At 65.6% G+C, this 25,491-nt stretch carries 20 protein-coding genes; 11 read left to right on the plus strand and 9 right to left on the minus strand.

Going from position 1 to position 25,491, the window contains the following annotated elements:
- Positions 1-135 precede the first annotated feature (135 nt).
- Together F1640_RS14155 and F1640_RS14160 are read right to left on the minus strand one after the other, a co-directional pair.
- Positions 136-2,610, minus strand: coding sequence for a TonB-dependent receptor (locus F1640_RS14155; protein WP_194919750.1), 2,475 nt, complete (start codon positions 2,608-2,610; stop codon positions 136-138).
- Positions 2,611-3,248: 638 nt separating this feature from the next.
- Positions 3,249-4,598 carry an IS1380 family transposase gene (locus F1640_RS14160; protein ID WP_194917264.1) on the minus strand — a complete coding sequence of 450 codons (1,350 nt, stop codon included), beginning with the start codon at positions 4,596-4,598 and terminating at the stop codon, positions 3,249-3,251.
- Positions 4,599-4,962: 364 nt separating this feature from the next.
- On the opposite strand from F1640_RS14160, the gene F1640_RS14165 reads away from it, so the two are divergent.
- From F1640_RS14165 to F1640_RS14180, 4 genes are all read left to right on the plus strand, one after another.
- Positions 4,963-6,333, plus strand: a complete 1,371-nt coding sequence (locus F1640_RS14165) for an IS1380 family transposase (protein ID WP_066763960.1) — start codon at positions 4,963-4,965, stop codon at positions 6,331-6,333.
- Between the two features lie 174 nt (positions 6,334-6,507).
- The gene (locus F1640_RS14170) at positions 6,508-7,164 is read left to right on the plus strand and encodes a hypothetical protein (protein WP_194919751.1); all 657 of its coding nucleotides are present in this window, start codon (positions 6,508-6,510) and stop codon (positions 7,162-7,164) included.
- 194 nt (positions 7,165-7,358) lie between these two features.
- Entirely contained in the window at positions 7,359-9,938 is a 2,580-nt protein-coding gene (gene clpB / locus F1640_RS14175; RefSeq protein WP_194919752.1) for an ATP-dependent chaperone ClpB, read from the plus strand.
- A 196-nt stretch (positions 9,939-10,134) separates the two neighbouring features.
- Complete coding sequence (locus F1640_RS14180; RefSeq protein ID WP_194919754.1) at positions 10,135-12,090, plus strand: S9 family peptidase; 1,956 nt, start codon at positions 10,135-10,137, stop codon at positions 12,088-12,090.
- 20 nt (positions 12,091-12,110) lie between these two features.
- On the opposite strand, the gene F1640_RS14185 is transcribed toward F1640_RS14180, so the two are convergent.
- On the minus strand, positions 12,111-12,875 hold the full coding sequence (locus tag F1640_RS14185) for a DUF2059 domain-containing protein (protein ID WP_194919756.1): 765 nt from the start codon (positions 12,873-12,875) through the stop codon (positions 12,111-12,113).
- A gap of 90 nt (positions 12,876-12,965) precedes the next feature.
- Positions 12,966-13,382 carry a secondary thiamine-phosphate synthase enzyme YjbQ gene (locus F1640_RS14190; RefSeq protein ID WP_194919757.1) on the minus strand — a complete coding sequence of 139 codons (417 nt, stop codon included), beginning with the start codon at positions 13,380-13,382 and terminating at the stop codon, positions 12,966-12,968.
- A 74-nt stretch (positions 13,383-13,456) separates the two neighbouring features.
- Between F1640_RS14190 and fumC the strand changes: the two genes are divergently transcribed.
- Entirely contained in the window at positions 13,457-14,839 is a 1,383-nt protein-coding gene (fumC, locus tag F1640_RS14195; protein ID WP_194919759.1) for a class II fumarate hydratase, read from the plus strand.
- A 112-nt stretch (positions 14,840-14,951) separates the two neighbouring features.
- On the plus strand, positions 14,952-15,980 hold the full coding sequence (locus F1640_RS14200; protein WP_194919761.1) for a polysaccharide deacetylase family protein: 1,029 nt from the start codon (positions 14,952-14,954) through the stop codon (positions 15,978-15,980).
- Positions 15,981-15,986: 6 nt separating this feature from the next.
- Here the strand turns inward: F1640_RS14200 and F1640_RS14205 are convergent, their stop codons facing one another.
- The 5 genes from F1640_RS14205 to ligK all read right to left on the minus strand — a co-directional run bounded on the left by F1640_RS14205 (position 15,987) and on the right by ligK (position 20,945).
- Positions 15,987-16,820: a proline dehydrogenase gene (locus F1640_RS14205; protein ID WP_194919763.1), complete on the minus strand. Its 834-nt coding sequence runs from the start codon at positions 16,818-16,820 to the stop codon at positions 15,987-15,989.
- Positions 16,820-17,986: a GNAT family N-acetyltransferase gene (locus F1640_RS25835; RefSeq protein ID WP_194919765.1), complete on the minus strand. Its 1,167-nt coding sequence runs from the start codon at positions 17,984-17,986 to the stop codon at positions 16,820-16,822. Before F1640_RS25835 ends, F1640_RS14205 begins: the two co-directional genes overlap by 1 nt.
- Before the next feature lie 124 nt (positions 17,987-18,110).
- Positions 18,111-18,995 (minus strand): amidohydrolase family protein, encoded by an 885-nt coding sequence (locus F1640_RS14215; RefSeq protein WP_124807800.1) that lies wholly within the window; start codon positions 18,993-18,995, stop codon positions 18,111-18,113.
- 113 nt (positions 18,996-19,108) lie between these two features.
- Positions 19,109-20,167, minus strand: coding sequence for a 4-oxalomesaconate tautomerase (locus F1640_RS14220; RefSeq protein WP_194919766.1), 1,059 nt, complete (start codon positions 20,165-20,167; stop codon positions 19,109-19,111).
- Between the two features lie 103 nt (positions 20,168-20,270).
- A complete protein-coding gene (ligK, locus tag F1640_RS14225) occupies positions 20,271-20,945 on the minus strand; it encodes a 4-carboxy-4-hydroxy-2-oxoadipate aldolase/oxaloacetate decarboxylase (protein ID WP_194919768.1) in 675 nt (224 codons plus the stop codon).
- A gap of 112 nt (positions 20,946-21,057) precedes the next feature.
- Between ligK and F1640_RS14230 the strand changes: the two genes are divergently transcribed.
- The 5 genes from F1640_RS14230 to F1640_RS14250 all read left to right on the plus strand — a co-directional run bounded on the left by F1640_RS14230 (position 21,058) and on the right by F1640_RS14250 (position 25,460).
- Complete coding sequence (locus F1640_RS14230) at positions 21,058-22,212, plus strand: LysR family transcriptional regulator (protein ID WP_194919770.1); 1,155 nt, start codon at positions 21,058-21,060, stop codon at positions 22,210-22,212.
- A gap of 63 nt (positions 22,213-22,275) precedes the next feature.
- Entirely contained in the window at positions 22,276-23,163 is an 888-nt protein-coding gene (locus F1640_RS14235) for an NAD(P)-dependent oxidoreductase (protein WP_194919772.1), read from the plus strand.
- Positions 23,160-24,185 carry an amidohydrolase family protein gene (locus F1640_RS14240; RefSeq protein ID WP_194919774.1) on the plus strand — a complete coding sequence of 342 codons (1,026 nt, stop codon included), beginning with the start codon at positions 23,160-23,162 and terminating at the stop codon, positions 24,183-24,185. Before F1640_RS14235 ends, F1640_RS14240 begins: the two co-directional genes overlap by 4 nt.
- Positions 24,182-24,616, plus strand: a complete 435-nt coding sequence (gene ligA, locus F1640_RS14245) for a protocatechuate 4,5-dioxygenase subunit alpha (RefSeq protein ID WP_194919775.1) — start codon at positions 24,182-24,184, stop codon at positions 24,614-24,616. Before F1640_RS14240 ends, ligA begins: the two co-directional genes overlap by 4 nt.
- 1 nt (position 24,617) lies before the next feature.
- Positions 24,618-25,460: a class III extradiol dioxygenase subunit beta gene (locus F1640_RS14250; RefSeq protein ID WP_124807793.1), complete on the plus strand. Its 843-nt coding sequence runs from the start codon at positions 24,618-24,620 to the stop codon at positions 25,458-25,460.
- Positions 25,461-25,491: the final 31 nt, after the last annotated feature.

The raw sequence follows: 25,491 nt of genomic DNA on the forward strand, positions 1-25,491 counted from the left end.
CGAAGCTGAACGGCGTTCGACGAACGACGTGTCCGTTCGTCGAACGCCGCTTGCAAACTTGCATACGCGAAAGGCCGGCCCGCGCGGGATGCGCGCGGACCGGGCTTCGGGATGCCTTGCGCCGTGGCGCGCGGATCAGAACTTCACGTTGATTTCAGCGCCCCAGGTGCGCGGATCGTTGAAGAAGCCGCTGATGCCGGCGGCGGCGCTGCCGGTCTTGTAGAACAGGTGCTGTTCGTTGAAGAGATTGCGCGCCCACAGCGCCACCGTCACCTTCGCGCCGTTCGCTTCCATGGGGATGTCGGCCAGCGCGATGCGCCCGTTGAACACCAGTCCGGATTCCCCCTTCACCTGCGGGTAGCGCACCGCGCGCGTGTTGTTGTCGTAGTTCGCGTCGGTGTAGTTGACGTAGAAGCCGGAGTCGTAGTTGCCGTCGAGGTGCAGCTTCAGCATCGCGCCGCCGGCCGTCACTTCGTGTTCGTAGTCGATCGATCCGCTGGCCGAATGCTTCGACGTGTAAACCTGGTAGATCGGCACCGGCGTGGTGATCGGCACGCCGCCGGTCTGCGGGAACGGATTGACTGTCGGCGGGATGTGCACGCTGTTGTAGGCATAGCTGGCCGACAGGGTCAGGCCATCCAGCGGCATCAGCAGCAGTTCGGCTTCCACACCCTTCAGGCGGCCCGTGCCGGGCGCGTTGACCACGTCGGTCGTGGTGCGGGTCGTAATCTGCGGCACGCCGTTGACGGTATCGACATAGAGGCCGCTGAAGTCGAGCTGGATGCTCTTGTAGGTGCCCGTGTAGGCGGCGATATTGAACCGGGCATGGCGGTCGAAGAATTCGGTCTTGGCGCCGATTTCGAACATCGACACCTTTTCCGGATCGAACGCGCGGTACGTCAGCGAGCGCGAGCTGGCGCCGCCGGAGCGGTAGCCCGTGCTCCACTTGCCGTAGAAGTGCAGGTCACGCGATGCATCGAGCGCCAGGTTCACCAGCGGATCGACGCGCGACCAGCTGCGATCGAGCGCGATCGGGCCGACCACGTTGACGCCGTTGACCGGGATCGAGGGGGCCGCGCCGTTGATGGTGAACAGCGATCCTTCCTTCTTGTCGCGCGTCCAGCGGGCACCGACCGTCAGGTGGACCATGTCTTCCAGCACCGGCGGGGTGTACGTCGCCTGGCCATAGACGCCGATGCTGGTGGTTTTGACGTGGCTGGCGCGCTGCGTCACATAGCGGCAGCTTGAAACCAGTGCCTGATCGCAGACGGTATAGGCGGTGCCGGCCGCGTTGGTGAACATCAGCGTGTTGGGCGCCTGCGCGCTGTCTTCCACGCGTTCCTGGTAATAGAGGCCGCCGGCCTGGTACTTCAGCCGTGGCACTTCGCCGATCACCTGCAATTCCTGGCTGAACTGGTTCTGCCGGAACGGCGCCAGGCTGTAGCGGCCGAAGGCGAAGTTCTGGAAGCTGGTGACCGAGGTCGGGCGCTGCATGCTGGTGGCGACGGAGCCGTTGTCGAACTGGCTTTGCGTCATTTCGCGATAGCTGGTGATCGACCGGAAGGTCAGGTTCGGCGTGGCGATGTATTCCAGGCCCAGCCGCCCGCCTTCGGCCTTGCCCACGCTCGCCTGCTGCGGCGCGCCGACCACGGCGGTGGACGCGCGATCGGGCTGCAGGATCAGCAGCGGGGACAGGACGTTGGCCGGCACCGCGGCCGATCCCGACGCGGAAACGGGCAGGCCGAGCGGCGCCGAAATCTGCTGCATGTACAGCGTGCTGGTCGCGTCATAGCTGTTGTCGTAAGACAGGTCGGCGCTGAAATTGCTGACCGGCTTCCACAGCGCTTCCACGTGCACGCCGTGCTTGTCATAGGAATTGAAGCCCAGCTGACCCGGCATCGGGTTCTTCACGAAGGGGTTGCGGCGGGCAATCACGCCATCGACCTTCAGGCTGATGTTCGCGAACTCCGGCAGATCGACATGGACTTCGCCCTTGTACGATCCATAGTTGCCGGCGCCGGCCGTGGCGTTCAGCTTGAACTGGCCGCTGGGCTTCTTGGTCACGATGTTGACCGCGCCGCCCATGGTGTTGCGGCCGAACAGCGTGCCCTGCGGACCTTTCAGGACTTCGATGTTCTCCACATCGAACAGCGCGGTGCCCAGGCCCTGCGCGCGGCCCATGTACACGCCATCGACATAGACGCCCACGCCCTGATCGCGCGCGGGCTGGTTCGAATCGGACAGCACGCCCACGCCGCGGATGTTGACGATCAGCGCGCCGGGGCGCGAGAAGAACGGGGCGACCTTCAGCGAGGGAATGGCGCCGTCACCCAGATCGAGCAGCGAGGTGACGTGGCGGTCGGCCAGGCCCTGGCTGGTCAGGACCGAAATCGCGATCGGCGTTTCCTGCAGGTTTTCCCGGCGCTTCTGCGCGGTCACCACGATTTCGGAAAGCTGCCCGCCGCCACCGGGCGCTTCGGCGTCCGGGCTTTGCGTATCGGCCGCCGGTGCGGCCTGGTCGTCGGACGCGGCCAGCGCGGGCGTGGCCAGCAGGGTGGCCAGCACAAGGCAAGAGGCGCCCAGCGCCAGGCGCGGTTGGAATGCGATCATGATTGTCCCCCTGGGATTCGAACCGCCCGACCCGATCGGGCTCCCGGGCGGCACCTAGGGGGCGCAGGTTGCAGTTCGGCGTTGCTCCGGTGACGGTGATCTGACCGACTTGTTGCGGTGCAGCATTTTGAGGCGCGTTAGGATGGGCTAACGCGTTGGGTGGGTGGGGTATTTCTCGGGAGGGGCGAGGATGTCACATTTGTAGCGCTATCTGGCGGAGTTTGATTTCCGCTACAGCAGCCGCGTGGCACTCCGGCTACAACGACGCCGACCGCGCGGACGCGCTGCTTTCGGGTATCGTTGGTAAGCGGCTTACTTACGCCCAATCTTGTGCGATGGCATGATGCCGAAGAAGACGCAGGCAGACAGCCAAGCGGAACAGAGCGCGAGGTTTCGCGCCGAGGTCGAACGCCTCGCAGCCGCTGGCGAACTAAATCCCACAGAGGCAACCCAAGCACTTGACGTGCTAGCCCGGCCTATTCATGAGACTGAGGTTCCGGGCTTGTTGGGTGGCGATGCGTTTTCGGTGATGTGATCCGGACGAGCGCCTCTGGCGGTGTTTTTCACCGCGGTGGGATCGATGGGCTTTTCGGGGTTAATGGAGGGGGGCTTGCGGTTCGGCGGCACGGCCGCGCGGGCTATGTAGGAGCAGGCCGAAGGTTGGTGGCGACGGCCTTGAACGTGGCGGCATCGGGGCATGCTGACGCGAAGGCGATGCGGATGCGCGTTGCGGATTCAATGACGCGGGCGGCGACCTTGAGCAACCGGAGGCGGATCGTTGCGAACTCGGCGACGGCAAGCGCGGCAGATTTTGGGATTTCTTGCTGGATCCGCCACAGGAGCCAGTAGGCGGCGGTGTGCAGAATGAGGCGCATCTGGTTGGCATTGGCCGAGCGGCACGAGGTGCGATCGCTGGCGAGCTGGGTCTTGTGCCGCTTGATCAGGTTTTCGGCCTGGCCGCGGGCACAGTAGAGCGTGTCGTAGATGTGCTCGGCCGAGCCTTGGGTCAGCGAAGTGACGACATAGCGGATGTCCATGCCCAGCGTGCTGGCCTCGATCCGGGCGACGACGCGGCGCTGGCCCTTCCAGCTTTTGGCGCCGTAGCGGGTCTCGGCATAGTTTCGCAGGATCACACGCTGCTCCTCGGCCCGCTTGACCGCGCAGGTATCGGCGACGGCGACGATGGCGGGATCGGCCCGCAGCGCAGCGTTGGTTGGCAGGCCGAACACGTAATCGATGCCGTACGCCTCGCAGAACGCCATGACCTCGGGGCGGCCATAGTGCCCGTCACCGCGGATGGTGAGGTGGGTATCGGGCCAGTGCCGGCGGATGTGACGCACCAGACGCCGGATGTGGCCAGCAGCTTCGGCGCCAGATGGCGTCTTGCCGGTGCGAAGCAGCATCGCCACCGGCCGGCCACTGGCGGTGTCGTAGACGTGGATCGGCAGGAAGCAGCGCTCGCCATGGTGCCCGTTCCAGAACGAGAGCTGCTGATAGCCGTGGACGACATCGCAGGTGTCATCGATATCCAACGTCACCGCCGCCGGCGAAGTGGGATAGCTGGCGCAGTAGATATCGATCATGGCGGCCATCAACTTCGCCAGTTCGCGCGTGGTCGGCGCGTTCTCCCAGCGGCTCATCGTGGGTTGGCTCGCAAGCCCGGCACCGGAGCCCGGCAGCTTGCCCAGCGCCAGGCGGAAGCCGGGATCGTCGCGAAGGGCGTCGAGATCGTCGGCATCCTCGTATCCGCAAGCGATCGCGAACACCCGGGCGCGCAGGATGTCGGGCAGCGCATGGATCACCCGGCCAGGGTCACGCGGGTCGGCTATGCAAGCGGCAAGCCGACGGCAGATGCCCATCGCGCGCTCAGCCTGTGCCAGTAGCAGGACGCCGCCGTCCGAGGTCAGCCGACCACCATCAAAGGCGGCTGTGACTTTCCGGCTGCGCACTGCTGGGAATCGGAATGGGTTTGCAGTATCGTCGGTCATGGCGGGGTGGCCTGTGGCATCTTCTGCCCTGCGGCAGGTTCGGCTTAGACACCCAGTTCCTAATTCAGATCAGAGGCTTATGCCACTCCCGCCAACCCTCTCGGCCCAACGCGGTGAATAAGCCGGGCTAGTGATGCGGAGTCGCAACAAACAATAGTTATTGTTAAATGGCTCCATGGACATAATTCGAATCGACAGAAGCCGTCTCCCGCAAGATGAGCACGAAGCTGCTCACTTCATCGAGACCAATTTTCTAGCCTGTCTTATTCACCGCGGCGGGTGAGAGGGTTGGCGGGAGTGGCGTAAGCGATTGCTTTGCAGTAGGAAAATGGGTGTCTAGACCAGTCCTTCAGCGAGGCAATTTATGCCACGGACCACACCCGCCGGGAGCGATGATAGCGCACCGGGATTTTCGTTTCCAGCGGTTGGCGGCAAGAAGGTCACAACCGCGTTCGACGGTGGCCGGCTGACCTCTGACGGCGGCGTTCTGCTGCTGGCGCAGGCCGAGCGCGCGATGGGGATCTGCCGGCAGCTTGCTGCGTGCATCGCCGATCCGCGTGACCCGACGCGGGTGATCCATCGCCTCGATGACATTCTGCGTGCCCGTGTGTTCGCGATCACGTGTGGCTATGAGGACGCCGATGATCTCGATGCCCTGCGCGACGATCCGGGCTTCCGCCTGGCGCTGGGCAAGTTGCCGGGATCGGGCGCGGGGCTGGCCAGCCAACCGACGATGAGCCGCTGGGAGAATGCACCGACCACGCGTGAACTGGCCCGGATGATGGTCGCGATGATCGGCGTTTACTGTGCCAGCTATCCGGCCCCACCGGCGGCGGTGACGCTGGATATCGATGACACGTGTGATGTCGTGCACGGCTATCAGCAGCTCTCGTTCTGGAACGGACATCACGGTGAGCGCTGCTTCCTGCCGATCCATGTGTACGATACCGCGAGCGGGCGGCCGGTGGCGATGCTGCTGCGCACTGGCAAGACGCCGTCGGGTGCCGAAGGTGCCGGCCACATCCGGCGCCTGGTGCGTCATATCCGCCAGCACTGGCCCGATACCCACATCACCATCCGCGGCGATGGGCACTACGCCCGTCCCGAGATCATGGCGTTCTGCGAGGCGGCCGGGGTCGATTACGTGTTCGGCTTGCCGACCAACGCCGCGCTGCGGGCCGATCCGGCCATCGTTGCCGTCGCCGATGCCTGCGCGGTCAAGCGGGCCCAGGCCCAACATCCGGTCCTGCGCAACTATGTCGAGACCCGCTACGGCGCCAAAAGCTGGAAGAGCCAACGCCGCGTCGTCGCCCGGATTGAGGCCAGCACGCTGGGCATGGACATCCGCTATGTCGTCACCTCGCTGACAGAAGGCTCGCCCGAGCACATTTACGACACGCTCTATTGCGCGCGCGGCCAAGCCGAAAACCTGATCAAGCGCCACAAGACCCAGTTGGCCAGCGATCGCACCTCGTGCCGCTCGGCCAATGCCAACCAGATGCGCCTCATCCTGCATACCGCCGCCTACTGGCTGATGTGGCGCGTCCAGCAGGCCATCCCCAAGGCCACCTCTCTGGCCACTGCCGAGTTCGCAACGCTGCGCCTGCGGCTGCTCAAGGTCGCCGCCCGCGTCATCGAGACCGCCTCGCGCATCCGTGTCGCCTTCGCGTCAGCATGCCCCGACGCCGGCGTGTTCAAAGCCATCGCCACCAGTCTCCGGCCAGCGCCGACATAGCCAGCGCGGCTGTGCCGCACAAAGCCCGAGCCATCGCCCATCAACCTCGAAAAGCCATCGGTTTTGCTGCGGCGAAAAACGCCGCCGAAACCGCGCGCCCGGATCACGCGGCCACCGACACATCAAACCCGGCACGCCCCAGTGCAGCGGGCTCATGAATAAGCCGGGCTAGGGATGCAAAGTGCAGCTAGGGAGTTTCGGCAAACGGCCGATCTCTATCTATTTGCTCAGGCACGGAAAAAACTCCTTTTGGGGGCTGATAATTTTCTGATTCAAGACATGATTGGCCTGACTACGATCGCCGGTAGAAATGGTGCTGTCGTAGCCAACAGTTTTGCCAAGTTGATGGAAGCGGTAAACGCGACTCAGGCTCCCACCATCTGGTCTTTAGCAGAGATGGCGGCGAGACGAGCAGGTACGAAACTTTTTTCGCAGTATTTTCCGGAAATTGCTAGTATTCGTACGTCAGCCGCACACCCTGGCGAACTGTCCAAGAGCAAGGCAGAATTATTTTCGCACAAATTGACTTCGCCTATTAAGACATCAGCCCTCCATAGCGGACCTGGAATATATATTTCCGATATGATGGAAACGCACGAAAATAGCCTTATATTTTCCGCAACAGTAAAAGGGAGAATGGTTTCTTACGAGCTTTCGATGCGTACAGCCGACGTCTTAGACTGTGTTAATGCTCAATATCACCGGGTGTTTCTGGCTCTGGAACCTCCTGAACTAGCCCGTATGCGAAAATGGCGGCAAGAAAGCGCTGAGCAACATCAGCGAGCCGAAAAGAGCCATCAACCGTGGTGGCGTAATTTGGTCCACTTGTGACCTCAACCCACGCTTCTTCCGAACTTTCTGCAAGTGCGTCTCTTACCAAACGCGCGTAAATTTCGTCACGCCTCACCACGCCCCCTTCCATGCTTGGGCACGTAAAATATAACAACGTCTGAAAATTTGACCCATGTCCTTGTGTTGCCCAAACGCAACACTATCTCTGGCGCAACAGGAGGACATTACACCCCATGAACCTCGAGAAATTCACCGATCGTGCCAAGGGCTTCCTGCAGGCGGCCCAGACCGTGGCCATCCGCATGAACCATCAGCGGATCACGCCGGACCATATCCTGAAAGCCCTGCTGGAAGATGGCGAGGGCATGGCGTCCGGGCTGATCCAGCGCGCCGGCGGCAATGCCGCGCTGGCGCAGGCCGAAGTCGACAAGGCGCTGGCGAAGATCGCGGCGGTGTCCGGCTCGGGCGCGCAGCAGACGCCGGGGCTCGACAACGATGCCGTGCGCGTACTCGACCAGGCCGAGCAGGTCGCCGCCAAGTCGGGCGACAGCTTCGTCACCGTCGAACGGATGCTGGTGGCGCTCACGCTGGCCACCACCACGGCGGCGGGGCAGGCGCTGAAGGCGGCAGGCGTTACCGCGCAGGCGCTGGAAGCGGCGATCACTCAGTTGCGCGGCGGCCGCACGGCGGACAGCGCCGGGGCGGAAAACGCCTATGAGGCGATGAAGAAGTACGCGCGCGACCTGACCGAGGCGGCGCGCGAGGGCAAGCTCGATCCGGTGATCGGCCGCGACGAGGAAATCCGCCGTACCGTGCAGATCCTCGCCCGGCGCACCAAGAATAACCCGGCGCTGATCGGCGAGCCGGGCGTGGGCAAGACCGCGATTGCCGAGGGACTGGCGCTGCGCATCGCCAACGGCGACGTGCCCGAATCCCTGCGCGACCGGCGGCTGATGGCGCTCGACATGGGCGCGCTGATCGCCGGGGCGAAGTATCGCGGCGAGTTCGAGGAACGGCTGAAAGCGGTGCTGGACGAGGTGAAGGGCGCCGAGGGCGAGATCATCCTGTTCATCGACGAGATGCACACGCTGATCGGCGCGGGCAAGACCGATGGCGCGATGGACGCTTCCAACCTGCTCAAGCCGGCGCTGGCGCGGGGCGAACTGCACTGCATCGGCGCGACCACGCTGGACGAGTACCAGAAGTACATCGAGAAGGACCCGGCCTTGCAGCGGCGGTTCCAGCCGGTGTTCGTGGGCGAGCCGACCGTGGAGGACACGATCAGCATCCTGCGTGGCATCAAGGACAAGTATGAGCTGCACCACGGCGTGCGCATCGCCGACAACGCGATCGTTGCCGCGGCCACGCTGTCCAACCGCTATATCTCCGACCGCTTCCTGCCGGACAAGGCGATCGACCTGATGGACGAGGCCGCCAGCCGCATCCGCATGGAAGTGGAATCGAAGCCGGAGGAAATCGAGAAGCTCGACCGGCGGATCATCCAGCTCAAGATCGAGGAAATGGCGCTCGCCAAGGAAAGCGACACCGCCTCCAAGGACCGGCTGGAGAACCTGCGCGAGGAGCTGGCCAACCTGGAGCAGCAGTCGTCCGAACTGACCACGCGCTGGCAGAACGAGCGCGACAAGATCGCCGCCGAGGGCAAGATCAAGGAAGCCCTGGACGCGGCGCGGATGGAACTGGAACAGGCGCAGCGCCAGGGCGATCTCGGCAAGGCGGGCGAACTGGCCTATGGCCGCATTCCCGAGCTGGAGAAGCAGCTGGCCGACGCGCATACCCAGTCCGAGAACGCCCTGCTGCGCGAGGAAGTGACGGCCGAGGACATCGCCGCCGTGGTCAGCAAGTGGACCGGTGTCCCGGTCGACAAGATGATGGAAGGCGAGCGCGAGAAGCTGCTCCACATGGAGGAGGAGCTTGGCCGCCGCGTGATCGGCCAGAAGGATGCGGTCGTGGCCGTGTCCAAGGCGGTACGCCGCGCCCGCGCCGGGCTGCAGGACCCGAACCGGCCGCTCGGCTCGTTCCTGTTCCTTGGCCCCACCGGCGTCGGCAAGACCGAACTGACCAAGGCGCTCGCCGGCTTCCTGTTCGACGACGACAGCGCGATGGTGCGCATCGACATGAGCGAGTTCATGGAGAAGCACTCCGTCAGCCGCCTGATCGGCGCGCCTCCGGGCTATGTTGGTTACGATGAAGGTGGTGTTCTCACCGAAGCGGTTCGCAGGCGGCCGTACCAGGTCGTGCTGTTCGACGAGGTCGAGAAAGCGCACAGCGACGTGTTCAACGTGCTGCTGCAGGTGCTGGACGATGGCCGGCTGACCGACGGGCAGGGGCGCGTGGTGGATTTCACCAACACGCTGATCATCCTGACCTCGAACCTGGGGAGCCAGTACCTCGCCAACCTTGAGGAAGGGCAGGACGTCACTTCGGTCGAACCGCAGGTGATGGAAGTGGTGCGCGCGCACTTCCGGCCGGAATTCCTGAACCGGCTGGACGAGATCATCCTTTTCCACCGCCTGGGCCAGGAACACATGGCGCCGATCGTCGAAATCCAGGTGGCGCGCGTCGCCGGCCTGCTCAAGGACCGCAAGATCGCGATCGACCTGACGGACGCCGCCAAGCGCTGGCTGGGCCGCGTCGGCTACGATCCCGTCTATGGCGCAAGGCCGCTCAAGCGCGCGGTGCAGCGCTACCTGCAGGACCCGCTGGCGGAAAAGCTGCTGGGCGGCGAGATCCCGGACGGCAGCACGGTGCGGATCGACGAAGGCGATGGCGCGCTGAACTTCAGCGTTTCCTGAACCGGACGCCGCTTCCGGCCCTCAAACGCCGGCCCTTGCACGAACGCCCTCTCCCGCCGGCCGGGAGGGGGCGTTTCGTATGGGAACGTCCATTCTCGCGCTATTTCATGGAGATGTAACCGGGAAAGAGAATTGACGGCGGCGCTTTCCTTTGCCTCATTCGCGGTGGGGCGGGGCTTCTAACCGGGGGATTTGGATGTTTGACAGGCGCTGGCTGGCCGCAGCGGCAACCACGATCATGCTCGCGGCCGGGGTGCCGGTTTACGCGCAAACGGATGCCGCACCGGCCGCGCAGCCGCGCCCCCCGCGCATCGAGACGAGCGTGCTGGCCAATCAGCCGTTCCTCAGCAATCCCAAGCTCTCGCCCGATGGCACACAGATCGTGGCGCGGATGAACGTGGCCGGCAAGGATTGCATCGGAGTCATCAAGATCGGCGAGAACAATCCCCGGATCATGGACCTGGGGAACGAATACGATCTCAACTGGTATCGCTGGGCCGGAAACGGCACGATCCTGATAAGCATGGGCAAATCGGTGCCGTGGGACGGCGACGATGCCTGGCAGACGCGGCTGGTGGCGTTCGACATCACCACCGGCAAGACCCGCTTCATCGGCGGCCGGGAGGAAGGGCTGGTCGGCGATGACGTGCTCTGGATCGATCCGGAAGGGCAGTCGATCCTGCTGGCCTATCAGAGCACGATCTATGACTACCCATCCGTGTTCACCGTCAATCTGGCGACCAACCGCCAGAAGCAGGTCGTTCAGGCCCGCACCGACATCTGGGATTGGTACGCCGATGAACAGGGCGTGGTCCGCGCCGGCTTCGGCTGGTCGGGCGATCGCTGGACGATGATCTACCGCCCGAACGCCACGGAATCGTTCCATACGGTGGTGAAGGCCAAGCAGGGGGACGAGGACGCCGGCTTCGATGCGTTCCGCATCTACCAGGGCAGCGATCTCGGCTACCGGATCATGAACAACGAGGCGACCGGGCGGTATGCGCTCTATCGCTTCAACTTCGCCACGCGCGAACGGGGCGAACTGATCCTCGACAACGTGTCGAACGACATCGACGATTTCGATACCTCGATCGACGGCGCGAACCCGCTGGCCGCATGGTACACCGACGACCGGCCCCGGGTGCACTGGTTCGACAAGACCATGCACGATGTGCAGGATGCGATCGACAAGGCGGTTGGCGGCATGCAGGCCTCGATCGTTTCGCGCAGCCGCGACGATTCCGTGCTGATGATCCATCTCGGGTCGTCCAGCAATGCCGGGCAATACTATTTGTACCGGCAGGACGCGGGCAAGATGATGCTTCTGGCACGCGTGAACGAGAAGCTGCGCTCCGCCGACCTCGTGCCTACCCGCTACGTGCATTACAAGGCGCGCGATGGTCTTGAGGTGCCCGCCTATCTCACCCTGCCGGCGGGGCGGGACCCGAAGAACCTGCCGCTGGTAATCCTGCCGCACGGCGGGCCTTACGACATCCGCGACGATGGCACGTTCGATCCTGAAGTGCAGTTCCTGGCCAATCGCGGCTACGCGGTGCTCCAGCCGGAATTTCGCGGGTCCGGCGGCTATGGCAAGGCGTTCTACGAGAAGGGTGAAGGCCAGTGGGGCCGCGCCATGCAGGACGATCTCGACGACGGGATGGACTGGCTGGCCAAGGACGGCACGATCGATCCCAAGCGGGTGTGCCTGATCGGTGCTTCCTATGGCGGCTATGCCGCCTTGTGGGGCGCCACGCGCAATCCCGAACGCTATCGTTGCGCGGCCAGTTTCGCCGGCGTTTCGGACCTTCCGCGCCAGCTCAAGTTCCAGATCGCGTTCAAGGTCAGCAAGCGGTACCGCAAGGACTGGCGGCGCACGGTGCAGGGCGAGGAGACGTTCGATCTCAAGACCGTGTCGCCGCTGTTCACGCTGGATCGCCTGCGGGTGCCGGTGCTGATGATGCACGGAACCGAGGACCAGCGCGTGCCCTACAAGCAGTCGAAACTGTTTGCCGACGCGCTCAAGCTCTCCGGCAAACCCTATGAGTTCTATACGCTGGAAGGTGAAGGCCACGGCTTTTCGACCAGCGCCAACATGCAGCAATGGCTGGACCGGCTCGACGTGTTCCTGGCGAAGTACAACCCCGCGGACTGAACGCGCGACGGTGCTTTGCTCTACTGGCCCTTGCGCGGCTGGCGCCCTGCCAGATCGGCTTCGCTGAGGCCGAGCAGCCGGGCAAGCTGCGCGCGTTCCGCCGCCGTCAGATCGGCATAGCGGCGCGGCTTGGGCAGGTTGGCGGTGGCGGCGGTCATCTTCTGGATCATCGCCGGCATCTGGCGCATGATCTGCGGCAGCAGCGCCTGCATCCGGCCTATGACGGCCGGGTCCATGAACATTGTCATCGAATTGCTGGCATATTCGCTGCCCGTGGGCGTGGCGAAGAAGCGGTTCAACTCGTCGAGCTGGGCGGCGGAGAAACGGCGGGCATAGGCTTCGGCCAGCCCTGCGCGCATGTCCGGCTCGAACTGGGGCATCATCGTGGTCATCTCGTCGCGCATCACGGTCATGGAAAGATCGGTGCGCTGGCGGAAGGCGGGATCAAGAATGGCCATGACTTCGGCCATGGTGCCCTTGCCGACTTTGGCCGCTTCCTCGGGCTTCAGGCCCGCCAGGCCGACGAGATCGCGCATCGGCAGCGCGGTCATGCTGTCGACCGATTGCCGGACGATGGTGTCCATCGTGCCGTTCATGATCTTGGCATAGGTGCCGGCCGGGAAGATGTGGTCGACCGTGGCGGTGGCGGCCTGTAGCCGCGCGGGATCGACGGGCGGCAGAGCGGGGCTTGCGCTCGCTGCGGGCGCGGCGCTTTCCTGCGCGATGGCGGCGGCGGGGGAAAGCAGCAGCGCTGCAGCAACGGTAGCGCGAAGAAGGGCGGACATCGGGGCCTCCGGATCAGGTTGGCCCCGCGTTAGCGCATCCGTGCGACACCATGAAGCGCGGATAACTCCGATGTGCCCAGGGTCAGGAGCCTAAGCCCCGATCAGGTGGAGCACCACCTTGCGGCGGTGCGGTGCCCGGCGGTGTTCGACCAGATAGATGCCCTGCCATGTGCCGAGCGCTGGGCGTCCGCCGGCGATCGGGATCGACAACGAAACGCCGGTCAGGATTGCCTTCAGGTGCGCCGGCATGTCGTCCTGCCCTTCGTCGTCATGGGCATAGCCCGCATTCTCCGGGGCCAGCTGGTCGAGCCAGCGCACCACGTCGCCACGCACTTCGGGCGCGGCATTTTCCTGGATGCACAGCGAGGCCGAGGTATGCCGGCAGAACACGGTGAGCAGCCCCGTCTCGATCCCTTGCGCGGCGACCCAGCCCGCGACTTGGGGCGTGATTTCGTGAAGGCCGCGGCCCGGCGTGGGAACGGCAAGTTCGGTCAGGGATTGGCGCATCGCGGTTTTCATCGCACCGGCTGGCCTTGCTGTCGAGCCGGTGTAGGATAAGGCCGACTTTCCGGAGTGACCCCATGACCGCCACGCGCCTTGAATCCGACAGTATTGGCGAAATCGCCGTCCCCGCATCCGCTTACTGGGGCGCGCAGACCCAGCGCAGCGTCGAGAATTTCCCTTTCGGTATGCAGGAAAGGATGCCGCTGGGCATCGTGTGCGCGCTGGCGCTGGTCAAGCAGGCGGCGGCGCGGGTGAACCGGCGGCACGGGCTGGATGCCGGGCTGGCCGACGCGATCGGCACGGCGGCGGGCGAAGTGATCGCGGGCCGGCACGACGATCAGTTTCCGCTGGTCATCTGGCAGACCGGCAGCGGCACGCAATCGAACATGAACGTCAACGAAGTGATCGCCGGGCGCGCCAACGAGATCCTGACGGGAACGCGCGGCGGCAAGAACCCGGTCCACCCCAACGATCACGTCAATCGCGGGCAATCGTCCAACGATAGCTTTCCGACCGCGCTGCATATCGCGGCGGTGCAATCCCTGAACGATGATTTGATTCCCGCGCTCGACCGGCTGTGCGGCGCGCTGACGGTCAAGGCGGAGGCATGGCAGGGTATCGTCAAGATCGGCCGAACCCATCTGCAGGATGCCACGCCGCTGACGCTGGGCCAGGAATTCTCGGGCTATGTCCAGCAGTTGCGCGATGCCTATCGCCGCTTGCGCGATGCGGAGGCCTTTCTGCTCCGTCTGGCGCAGGGCGGCACGGCCGTGGGCACAGGGTTGAACGCGCCCGAAGGGTTCAGCGAGGACTTCGCCGCCGAAGTCGCGGCGCTGACCGGTCGCCCCTATGTGACCGCGCCCAACAAGTTCGAGGCGCTGGCATCGAACGATGCGCTGGTGCAGTTCTCGGCCACGCTGGGCACGCTGGCGGTGGCGCTGACCAAGATCGCCAACGATATTCGCCTGCTCGGGTCCGGTCCGCGTTCGGGGCTGGGGGAACTGGACCTGCCGGCCAACGAGCCAGGTAGTTCGATCATGCCGGGCAAGGTCAACCCCACGCAGTGCGAGATGCTGACGATGGTGTCCGCGCAAGTGATCGGCAACCATCAGGCGGTGACGGTCGGCGGCTTGCAGGGCCATCTGGAACTCAATGTGTTCAAGCCGCTGATTGGCGCGGCCGTGCTGCGGTCCGTCCACCTGCTCGCCGTCGGCATGGACAGCTTCGCGGAACGCTGCGTGGAAGGCATCGAGCCGAACACCGGGCGCATTGCCGAACTGGTCGACCGGTCGCTGATGCTGGTAACGGCGCTGGCGCCCGCGATCGGCTACGACAACGCCGCCAAGATTGCCAAGCACGCGCACGCGCAAGGGTTGACCCTGCGGGAGGCGGGGCTGGCGCTGGGGCTGGTGGACGAAGCCACGTTCGACCGGCTGGTGCGCCCGGCCGACATGGTGTGATCGATCCTATTTGGATCGGACCGCCGGGCATACGAAACCGGGCGCGAGTGGCGCATCCCCGATTGTCGCGCTAGAGCGCTACCGGGGGACCGCCCGCCAACAGAGGAAGCCAATGCGCAAGTTCCTGTTGTTCCTGCCATCGCTGGCGCTGCTGGTGCTGGTGGCGCCGGTCGTTCGTGCCGCGCCCAATGCCCATGCTCTGCCGAACGTCTTGCCGAATGCCGCCGCCAAGCCCGCGCCGCAAGCGCCCGCGCGCCCGCCGCGTGGCACGATCGCGCTGACGTTCGACGATCTGCCCGGCCTGACCCAGCTCAACAGCCAGCCCTATGTCGATTACATCAACGTGATGATCCTGCGCGGCCTGCGACACTATCATTTCCCGGCGACGGGCTTCGTCAACGAAGGCAAGCTGGCGCTCGACCGACCGCGCCAGTTCGCCAACCTGCGGCGCTGGCTTGATGCCGGGATGGACCTGGGCAACCACACCTTCTCGCACAATTCGCCGAACCAGATCGGGGGGCGGGCCTATATTGCGGACATCGCGCGCGGCGAGCCGGTCATTCGCGAACTGCTCGCCGAACGCCATCGCCGGCCGCGCTGGTTCCGCTACCCCTATCTGGAGACCGGATCGCCCGAAGCGGTCAAGCGCGAGATCGAGCAGTGGCTGACCGAGCACGGCTACCGCAATGCGCCCGTCACCATCGACGCGGACGACTGGGAGTTCGCCGAGCCTTACGACGACGCCATCGCGCGGCACGACGAACCCCGCCGGCAGCGCATCCGTGCCACCTACCTCGCCTATACCGAACGGACGATCGGCTGGTATCGTTCGGCATCGCGTGCGCTGTTCGGCCGTGATATACCCTACGTCATGCTGCTGCACGCCACGCGGCTCAATGCCGACAGCATGGACGAACTGGCCGCGATCCTGAAGCGCCAGCGGCTGCGTCCGGTCTCGCTGGACCAGGTGATGCGTGATCCGGCGTACCGCACGCCCGATCCTTATAGCGGCAAGGACGGCATCGAATGGCTGGAGCGCTGGTCGATGGAGCTGCACAAGCCGCTGCCGTGGGACAGCTTCGAGGATGTGCCCAAGGCCATCCAGGAGGACTACAAGCGCGTGGATGCGGATCAAAAGTAGGGCGTTTCAGCCGATCACGTCGCGCAGCATCCACAGCGGCAGGTACGGGCGGGCGAGCGCCTTGTCGAGCGCGTAGGGCCACCACCCTTCGCCGAACGGGATATAGACGCGGACCGGCACGCCCTGCGCGCGCGCGATGGCCATGGTGCGCCGCATCGGCAGCCCCCGCAACTGTTCGAGTTCGCACGGCGTGCCGGCTGCGCGCAAGGTGCGCAGCGCATGGTCCGCCAGCTCCGGCTTGTGCGTGGCCACGGATACCGGGGCGGTTCGACCGGCCAGCGTTTCCACCAGCGCGCGATAGGCGTGGTCCATGTCGCAATCGGGCCAGTCGGGATCGGCCCATTCGCCCTTGACGAGGCGCAGGCGGGCGGTGGTGTCGCGCAGGCGCACCGCATCGTCCAGGCTGCGCCGCCAGCGCGCGGGAAGGACGCAGCCGGTGCCGGGGCGTGTCGGGAGCAGGGCCGCCAGATATGCGTGGATCGGTTCCGCGTCCTTCAGCGCGTGCGCGTCGAACAGGAAAGGCATGGCGGCGGTGCTCGCGGCCTGCGCGATGGCGGCAAAAGCCGGTTCGTCAAACGCCAGCGTTGGCAGCTTGGCGGAAAGGTACGGCGTGCCACCCTGCCCTGCGAGCAGCGCGATCACCGCGACGTTTTCGGCCGCGACGGCGGCGGGCTCCGCGTCCGGCCCCGGGATGTAACCCGTTGTTACCCCGATCCCGCGCCGTTCGAGCCGCCGCGCCAGCCGCGCGACGGATCGCGCATCCGGCGCGGACAGCAGGCGCCCCAGACGGCCGGGAAGGGCATAGCGCGCGTCACGCAGGGCGGCTTTCACGCCGCGCATCAGGCACCGGTTTCGGGAAACAGGCGCTGGCGCAGCCAATCGCCGCCGTCCACGGCCAGCGCCGTCAGCCCGGCGATGGAGAACGGATAGGTGCGCAGCCGCACGCACTCGTGGTGATCGCGCGTCCACAGTTCGGAGATCCACGGCTCGATATTGCCGAGCAGTTCGTAGGCGATCAGCCCGCGCGAGGCGGCGTATCGCAGCGTGTGCAGCATCAGCAGCGTTCCCGGAGAGCACTTGCCGAAGCGTTCGTCGTAGCCGATCTTGAACAGCCAGAAGCGCGCGGCGTGCTCGATCGCGAGCTGCATGGCGGCCGGCTGTCCATCGATGCGCACGAAGGCGACGCGGAACGTGCCGGCGGCACTGGCGGCGCGGAAGAAGGCTCGGAAGAAATCGGCCTTGGCGTGGTCACTGGCCATGGCCGTCCCTGCCTCCTTCTTCCAGCTATGCAGTTCGACATCGAGCGCCTCGTCGAACCAGCGGTCGAAGGTGTCTGGATCGGGCGCGTGGACCTCGTAGGTCACGGCACCCATGGCCGCGGCCTTGCGCGCGGCGCGGCGGAAGTCGGAACGGCGGCCGGCGTTGAACTGGTCTTCAGGGTGTTCCCACGCTGGTCCAAGCGTGATCGTGGGACAGGGCAGGGCGGACCGGACCGACACCAGTCCGCGCCCTTTCATCGCCGCGCGCAGCGTGGGGACGAGCAGCGACTGCGCCGGTATCCGGTCCAGCGAGACGGGCTGCGATTGCCCGGCGATGGCCTGGGCGAGCCGGTGCGCGGCTTCGGGGCTATCATAGAGCGCATCGCAAGGTTCATAGACCTCGCGCGCGCCGGGCATCCGCCAGCGGTGTGGTCGGCTGGAAGCATCGCGATACAAGGGCAGCAGCGCCGCCAGTCCCTCCCATCCTCGCGCGGCCAGTTCCTGCCCGCCGATCTCGTGGGCTACGGCGAAAACGTTGATGTCGGCGCCGGCCAGCATCGAACAGGCCAGCGCGGTGACGAAGGCCAATCCCTGCGTTGGCAAGGCGGCGGACGCTTCGAGCCGGGTCCATGCCGCGCAAAAGGCCGGATCGGCGAGGGCCGGGGTAAACGCCACCGTCTTGTACACGCGCGCGGAAGCCGACCGCGGCGCGGCCTCGCCATCGATATGCGGTTGCGTGCGGATCACTTGCCGTCCCTTCCGTCAGAGTGGCCTCTAACCGAAGGGGCTTAATTTTTCGCTGCGCGCCGGGTGGTGCAGCGGCCTGACAAAGGGGTGATCGCGCAGGCGCGGGGCCTGCCCGTGCGGGCTGTCAGTCGGCCCAGTAAAGCGCGGTGGGATTGTCGATCAGCAGCTTGCGCTGGAGTTCCTCGGTCGGGGCGATCCGTGGGATCATGTCGACCAGATGGCCGTCGTCGGGGATCTCAGTGTCCATGTTGGGGTGCGGCCAGTCGGTGCCCCACAACACGCGGTCCTGATAATCGGCCACCAGCGGCGCCACGGCGTCGGCAAAGGCGTTCCACGGATCGCCCGCGCCGCCTTCCTTGATCGCGTCGAGCCGGTCGGGGCAGGTGGCCTTGAACCAGATGTCCTCACGGCTGTCCAGAAAGGCGCGGAAGGCCTTCATGTCCGCGCCGTCCGGACCCTGCCGCACATCGGGGCGGCCCATGTGGTCGATCACCAGCGGCACGGGGATGGCGTCCATGAACGGGCGCAGTTCGTCCAGGATATCGGCCTCGAAATAGATCACCACGTGCCAGCCCTTGGGCAGCCGGTTGGCGACTTCGAGGAACTTGTCCTTCGGCGCGTCATCGACCAGCCGCTTGAGGAAATTGAAGCGGATGCCACGAATGCCGCCTTCGTGCAGGGCATGAAGATCGGCTTCCGAAATCGCGGGATCGACCACGGCGACGCCGCGCGCCTTGCCATCGGACTTGGCGATGGCATCCAGCGTGGCGGCGTTGTCGGTGCCATGGCAGCTTGCCTGCACGATCACGTTTTTGGTGAAGCCCAGGTGATCGCGCAGCGCGAACAGCATGTCCGGCCCGGCATCCCGCGGCAGGTACTTGGCCTTGGCGCTGAACGGGAACTGCGCCATCGGGCCGAACACGTGGCAATGCGCGTCGATCGCGCCGGCGGGCGGGGTGTAGCGCGGCTTGGACGGGTTTGTGTGCCAGCTCAGGATGCGGTCGGTCATGGTCTTACCCTCGGCGCGCGTCCTTCGACAGGCTCAGGACGAACGGGTGTTGAAACAGGAACAATTACCAGACTCCGCTCATGCTGAGCCTGTCGAAGGACGCGCGCTGCCCGTTATCCGAACACCACGCCGTCCATAAGCTTGCGCGCGGTGCGCAGCAGCGCGGCAGTGCGCACCGCGCCGGTATCGTCGGTTTCGAGCACGCAGCTCATTTCGCCGGTGGGATGCTCCACCGACAGCGTCTTGCGCACGCCGTCGGGGATCACGGCCACCTCGGCCGCCGGCGAACCAGGGATGAGGCAGGCAGTAGCGACGCTCACCGCCCCCAGCACGCCGATGGTGGCATGGGCGCGGTGGGGAATGAAGCTGCGCACGGTAACGGCGCCGCCGTTCTTCGGCGGGGCGACGAGCATCATCTTGGGGACGGACTTTTCCTTCACGTCGCCCAGATTCATGCGTTCGCCCACGGCCAGCCGGATCGCTTCGATCCTGGCCTTCAGCTCGGTGGCGTTGTCTAGCCAGTCCCGGTCCTCGTAACCGGTGATACCCACGTCCTGCGCTTTCATCACCACGCAGGGCATGCCGTTGTCGATCAGCGTCACCGGCACGCCATTGACCACATCGACCGCGTTGCCCGTGGGCAGCAGCGCCCCGCACGAAGATCCGGCGGTATCGCGGAATTCCAGCGGCACCGGCGCATGGGTGCCCGGCACGCCATCGATGGCGGCGTCGCCCGCGTACGTCACCTTGCCGCCCGGCGTCCGCACCGTGGCCACGGCGACCTGGCCGGTGTTTTCCATGAAAATGGCGACACGGGTTTCATCGCCGGTGGCGGCGACAAGGCCGCGCTCGATCGCGAAGGGGCCGATCCCGGCCAGGATGTTGCCGCAGTTCTGCGCGTCGGTAACGATCGCCTGATCGACGAAGACCTGCAGGAACAGGTAATCGACGTCGATCCCTTCGCGCGTGGACTTCGCTACCACGGCCACCTTGCTGGTCAGCGGGTCCGCGCCGCCCATGCCGTCGATCTGGCGCGGATCGGGGCTGCCCATCACGCCGAGCAGGAACGCATCGCGCGCGGCGGTATCGACGGGAAGGTCTTCCTTGAGGAAGTATCCGCCCTTGGACGTGCCGCCGCGCATCCACATGCAGGGGGCTGAATGAGAACTCATGTCAAAGCTCCGTTCGTGTCTAGCCTGTCGAGACACGTTGCGCGCGGCGTCTCGACTACGCTCGACGCGAACGGGGAAGGGGCGCTTGCGCGCGCCCCTTGTCTCATACGTACTTCAGCCCTTCCTTCTCGAGCCGTTCGCGCATCTTGTACATGTCCAGCCCCAGAACCCCGGCGGCCAGCTTGGCGCGCTTTTCGCCTTCGTTGGCTTCGCGCGCCTGCGCGGCTTTCAGCACGGCTTCGGCGTTGGCGCGGGGGACCACGCAGACGCCGTCGTCGTCGGCCACGATCACGTCGCCCGGATTGACCAGCGCGTTGGCGCAGACGACCGGCACGTTGACGCTGCCCAGCGTGTTCTTGACCGTGCCCTGCGCATAGATCGCCTTGGACCAGACGGGGAATTCCATCTCGGTAAGATCACGCACGTCGCGCACGCCGGCGTCGATCACCAGGCCGCGGCAGCCGCGCGCCTGCGCGCTGGTGGCGAGAAGATCGCCGAAGTAGCCGTCCTCGCACGGAGAGGTCGGCGCGAGCAGGAGGATGTCCCCGGCCTGGAGCTGTTCGATGGCGACATGGACCATCCAGTTGTCGCCGGGCGCGGCGCTGATCGTCAGCGCGCTGCCCGCGATGCGCGCGCCGCGATAGATCGGGCGCATGTAGCTGGCGAGCAGGCCGGTGCGGCCCTGCGCCTCGTGCACGGTGGCCACGCCGCAGGCGGCAAGGCCGTCGATCACGGCCGGATCGGCCCGCTCGATATTCTGGACGACGATACCCGACATATCCCGTGCTCCCAATTGCATGGCGTAATCTCGCCGTGTCCATGGGCCGCACGCGCCATGCCAGCCAATGCAATGTTTGGCGCGGGGCATAAGGAAATGCTAAGCGAGCGGAATGAGCGAGCGGCCTCTCAATATCCGCCACTTCGCCGCGCTGGCGGCCACGGTGCACCATGGCAGCGTAACGCGCGCCGCCCGCGCCATCAACCTGACGCAGCCGGCGTTGACGCAGGCGATCGCCCGGTTGGAGGCGGACCTCGGCTGCGCGCTGTTCGAGCGCGGCGCGGCCGGCATGACGCCGACGGAACCGGCGCTGTTGCTGGCGCCGCGCGCCGACGCGGCCCTGGCGCATATCGGTTCCCCGCGCGTGACCGGCACGCAGATGCGCGCGTTCCTGGCACTGGCGCGGGCGGGTAGCTATGCCGTCGCGGCCGAGGAGACCGGGCTTTCCACCGCTTCGCTGCACCGCGCCGTGGCCGATCTGGCGGTCGCGCTGGGGCAGCGGCTGGTCGACCGGCGCGGCCGTTCGGTGATGCTGACCCCGGCCGGGGAGCGGCGCGCGCGAGGGTTCGGCCTTGCCATGGCGGAACTGCGCGCGGGCCTTGCCGAAGTGGCGGCCTGGCAGGGCAAGGCTGCCGGGCGCATCGTGGTGGGCGCAATGCCGCTGTCGCGCGCGCGCTGGCTGCCGGAAACGGTGCTGCGCTTCGTGCGCGACTGGCCGGGGGTGGATGTCGCGGTGATGGAAGGCAGCCATGCGGAGTTGGCCGGCCCGCTGCGCGATGGCGAAATCGACCTGATGCTTGGCGCGCTGCGCGAGGCGGCCCTGCTCGACGACCTGGAACAGGAAGCGGTGTTCGAGGATCGTCCTGCGCTGGTGATGCGCGCGGGCCATCCGCTGCTGGCGCTGCCCGCCGTCGATGGCGCGGCGATGACCGCCTATCCCTGGATATTGTCGGGGCGCGACACGCCGTTGCGGCACTATTGGGAAGCGATGATGCGCGCGGTGGGGGCGGAGCCGCCGCACGTGGGCATCGAATGCGGATCGGTGCTGACGGTGCGCCAGCTGCTGCGGGGAAGCGATGCACTGACGCTGCTGTCGCCCGCGCAACTGGCGGTGGAACTGGATGCCGGCGTGCTGGCGATGCGGCATCCGCCGGTTCCGGTCACGCGCACGTTCGGGATCACCACGCGGCAGGGCTGGCGGCCCACCGCACCGCAGGCCGCGTTCGTCACGCTGTTGCACCAGGTGGCGCAAGCGGGTTTCGCATAAATTTATGCCCGCGCCCATCTTTGCATTTCCCGGCGCGGGCCTCTCCGCGCAGGAGGGCGATCGATGGATGCCACACTTGCCCTGATCGGGTTCGGCGAAGCCGGGTCCACGTTCGCCAAGGCCGCCGGCTGGGAAGCGGGCGCGCTGGCCTATGATATCGATCCCGCGCGGCGCGCGGTGATGGAGGAGGCCGGCGTCGTCGCCTGCGCCACCGCCGAATGCGCGCTGACCAGCGCGGACTTCGCGCTTTCGCTGGTGACGGCGGATTCCGCCCTGCCGGCGGCGCGCGACTATGCCGGGTTGCTGAAGGCGGGGGCGATCTGGTGTGACATGAATTCGGTGGCGCCCGACACCAAGCGCGCCGCTGCGAAGGCGATCGAGGCGGCGGGCGGGCGCTATGTCGACGTGGCGGTGCTGGCACCGGTCCATCCCGCGCGCATGAACGTGCCGCTGCTGCTGGCGGGCGAAGCGGCGGCAGACGCGGAAGCGCTGCTGCGCGAAGTGGGGTTCGCCAACGTGCGCATCGTGGGGGCCGAGATCGGCCGGGCGAGCGCGATCAAGATGATCCGGTCGATCATGGTCAAGGGCATCGAGGCACTGACGGCCGAGATGATGCTGGCGGCGAGCGCTGCCGGCGTGGTCGACGAGGTGCTGGCCTCGCTCGACGCCAGCGAGAAGCGGGAAAGCTGGACGGTCCGCGCCGCCTACAACGTCGAGCGCATGACCACGCACGGCATTCGCCGCGCCGCCGAGATGGAGGAAAGCTGCAAGACGCTGGAATCGCTGGGTATCGAACCGGTGATGACCAGCGGCACCGTGCGCCGCCAGCGCGAGCAGGCCGGAAAAGCAATTCCGTTCGCATCGAGCGAAGTCGAGATGCCCAGCGCGGGTGTCTCGACTTCGCTCGACACGAACGGAGGTAGGGTTGGGATTGGAGTGACGAGCGAATGACCATGATCATCGACTGCCACGGCCACTACACCGTGCTGCCCAAGGCGCACGACGAATGGCGCGAGAAGCAGAAGGCCGCGTTCAAGGCCGGGACCGAGTGCCCGCCCTATCCCGAAATCTCGGACGACGAGATCCGCGAGACGATCGAGGGCAACCAGCTGCGCCTGCTCAAGGAACGCGGCGCGGACATGACGATCTTCAGCCCCCGCGCTTCGGCGATGGCGCCGCATGTGGGCGACCAGTCGGTTGCGGTGAAGTGGGCGCAGGTCTGCAACGATCTGATCGCGCGCGTGGTGCGCCTCTATCCCGAAACCTTCGCGGGCGTGTGCATGCTGCCGCAGTCGCCCGAAGCGGACATGACCAGCTCGATTGCGGAGCTGGAGCGCTGCGTCACCGAGCTGGGCTTCATCGGCTGCAACCTCAATCCCGATCCGGGTGGCGGGCACTTCAGGCATCCGCCGCTGACGGACGAATACTGGTTCCCGTTCTACGAGAAGATGGTGGAACTGGACGTGCCGGCGATGATCCACGTTTCGGGTTCGTGCAACCCGGCGATGCACGCCACCGGCGGCTATTACATCGCGGCCGACACGATCGCCTTCATGCAGTTGCTGGAAGGTGACCTGTTTGGCCGGTTCCCGGCCCTGCGCTTCATCATCCCGCACGGCGGCGGCGCGGTGCCCTATCACTGGGGCCGGTATCGCGGGCTGGCGGACATGCTGAAGAAGCCCGGCCTCGACACGCACCTGATGAACAACGTGTTCTTCGATACCTGCGTCTATCACCAGCCGGGCATCGATCTGCTGGCCGACGTGATCGAGAACAAGAACATCCTGTTCGGATCGGAAATGGTCGGCGCGGTGCGCGGGATCGATCCGACCACCGGTTTCTATTTCGACGACACCAAGCGCTATGTCGATGCGCTCGCTATCTCGGACGCGGAACGCCACGCGATCTTCGAAGGCAACGCCCGCCGCGTGTTCCCGCGTCTCGACGCCAAACTGAAGGAGAGGGGCCTGTGAGCAACGAGAAAGACGCTGGCGAAAAGGCTCGGCAGAATATCCACGAATACCTGGCCGAGTTCGACGATATCCCCGGCACGCGGGTCTACACGGCCAAGCGCGCCCGGCGGGGATACTGGATCAACCAGTTCGCGATGAGCCTGATGAAGGCCGACAATCGCGAACGCTTCAAGGCCGATGAAAAGGCCTACCTCGACGAATGGAACATTTCCGACGAGGCCAAGGAAGCGCTGCTGGCGCGGGATTACAACCGGCTGCTCGATCTGGGCGGAAACGTCTATTTCCTGTCCAAGCTGTTTTCGACCGACGGGTTCAGCTTCGCCCAGGCCGTGTCGACGATGACCGACATGACATTCCCCGAATACCAGCAGATGATGCTCAACGGCGGCCGCTCGCCGGAAGGCAACCGTTCGATCAAGGGAGGCTACTGAGATGGCCCGTATTACCGCTGGCGTTGGCTCCAGCCACGTGCCGCTGCTGGGTGTCGCTGTCGACCAGGGCAAGTGGCAGGACGATTACTTCGGCCCGATCTTCAAGGGGTACGAATGGACCCGCGAATGGGAAAAGGAAACGAAGCCCGACGTGGTGATCCTGGTCTATAACGACCATGCTTCCGCCTTTGACGCGAACATCATCCCGACGTTCGCGATCGGTTGCGGTGAGCACTACAAGTCGGCCGACGAAGGCTGGGGGCCGCGGCCGGTGCCCGACGTGGAAGGCCACGCCGATCTTGCCTGGCACATCGCGCAGAGTCTGATCCTCGACGATTTCGACATGACCATCATCAACGAGATGGACGTGGATCACGGGCTGACCGTGCCGTTGTCGATGATGTTCGGCCAGCCGGAAAAGTGGCCGGTTAAGGTGGTGCCGCTGGCGGTGAACGTCGTCACTTATCCGGTGCCTTCGGGCAACCGCTGCTGGGCGCTGGGCGAGGCGATTGCCCGCGCGGTGGAAAGCTTCCCCGAAGACCTGAACGTGCAGATCTGGGGCACCGGCGGCATGAGCCACCAGCTTCAGGGGCCGCGCGCGGGCCTGCTGAACCGCGAATGGGACAACAAGTTCCTTGATCTGCTGGAAGCCGACAACGACGATGTGCGCCATATCCCGCACATCGAATACCTGCGCGAAACCGGCAGCGAAGGCATCGAAATGGTGATGTGGCTGATCATGCGCGGCGCGCTGGGCAAGAAGGTCAAGCGGCTGAACCGCCACTACCACATCCCCTGCTCGAACACCGCCATCGGGCACATCGTGCTCGAACCGGCGGACTGAAACGATCCACCCTGCCGGGCGGCTTTCGGGC

Source organism: Novosphingobium sp. NBM11, assembly GCF_015390225.1.
Lineage (GTDB): Bacteria > Pseudomonadota > Alphaproteobacteria > Sphingomonadales > Sphingomonadaceae > Novosphingobium.

Excerpts from the sequence above, each read along its gene's own strand:
- F1640_RS14250 (WP_124807793.1), top strand. The coding sequence starts at position 24,618 with ATGGCCCGTATTACCGCTGGCGTTGGCTCCAGCCACGTGCCGCTGCTG.
- ligK (WP_194919768.1), bottom strand. The coding sequence starts at position 20,945 with ATGTCGGGTATCGTCGTCCAGAATATCGAGCGGGCCGATCCGGCCGTG.
- F1640_RS14160 (WP_194917264.1), bottom strand. The coding sequence starts at position 4,598 with ATGACCGACGATACTGCAAACCCATTCCGATTCCCAGCAGTGCGCAGC.
- F1640_RS14170 (WP_194919751.1), top strand. The coding sequence starts at position 6,508 with ATGCAAAGTGCAGCTAGGGAGTTTCGGCAAACGGCCGATCTCTATCTA.
- F1640_RS14230 (WP_194919770.1), top strand. The coding sequence starts at position 21,058 with ATGAGCGAGCGGCCTCTCAATATCCGCCACTTCGCCGCGCTGGCGGCC.
- F1640_RS14180 (WP_194919754.1), top strand. The coding sequence starts at position 10,135 with ATGTTTGACAGGCGCTGGCTGGCCGCAGCGGCAACCACGATCATGCTC.
- F1640_RS14240 (WP_194919774.1), top strand. The coding sequence starts at position 23,160 with ATGACCATGATCATCGACTGCCACGGCCACTACACCGTGCTGCCCAAG.
- F1640_RS14155 (WP_194919750.1), bottom strand. The coding sequence starts at position 2,610 with ATGATCGCATTCCAACCGCGCCTGGCGCTGGGCGCCTCTTGCCTTGTG.
- F1640_RS14190 (WP_194919757.1), bottom strand. The coding sequence starts at position 13,382 with ATGCGCCAATCCCTGACCGAACTTGCCGTTCCCACGCCGGGCCGCGGC.
- F1640_RS14235 (WP_194919772.1), top strand. The coding sequence starts at position 22,276 with ATGGATGCCACACTTGCCCTGATCGGGTTCGGCGAAGCCGGGTCCACG.
- F1640_RS14220 (WP_194919766.1), bottom strand. The coding sequence starts at position 20,167 with ATGAGTTCTCATTCAGCCCCCTGCATGTGGATGCGCGGCGGCACGTCC.
- F1640_RS14165 (WP_066763960.1), top strand. The coding sequence starts at position 4,963 with ATGCCACGGACCACACCCGCCGGGAGCGATGATAGCGCACCGGGATTT.
- F1640_RS14215 (WP_124807800.1), bottom strand. The coding sequence starts at position 18,995 with ATGACCGACCGCATCCTGAGCTGGCACACAAACCCGTCCAAGCCGCGC.
- F1640_RS14205 (WP_194919763.1), bottom strand. The coding sequence starts at position 16,820 with ATGCGCGGCGTGAAAGCCGCCCTGCGTGACGCGCGCTATGCCCTTCCC.
- F1640_RS14200 (WP_194919761.1), top strand. The coding sequence starts at position 14,952 with ATGCGCAAGTTCCTGTTGTTCCTGCCATCGCTGGCGCTGCTGGTGCTG.
- F1640_RS14185 (WP_194919756.1), bottom strand. The coding sequence starts at position 12,875 with ATGTCCGCCCTTCTTCGCGCTACCGTTGCTGCAGCGCTGCTGCTTTCC.
- fumC (WP_194919759.1), top strand. The coding sequence starts at position 13,457 with ATGACCGCCACGCGCCTTGAATCCGACAGTATTGGCGAAATCGCCGTC.
- clpB (WP_194919752.1), top strand. The coding sequence starts at position 7,359 with ATGAACCTCGAGAAATTCACCGATCGTGCCAAGGGCTTCCTGCAGGCG.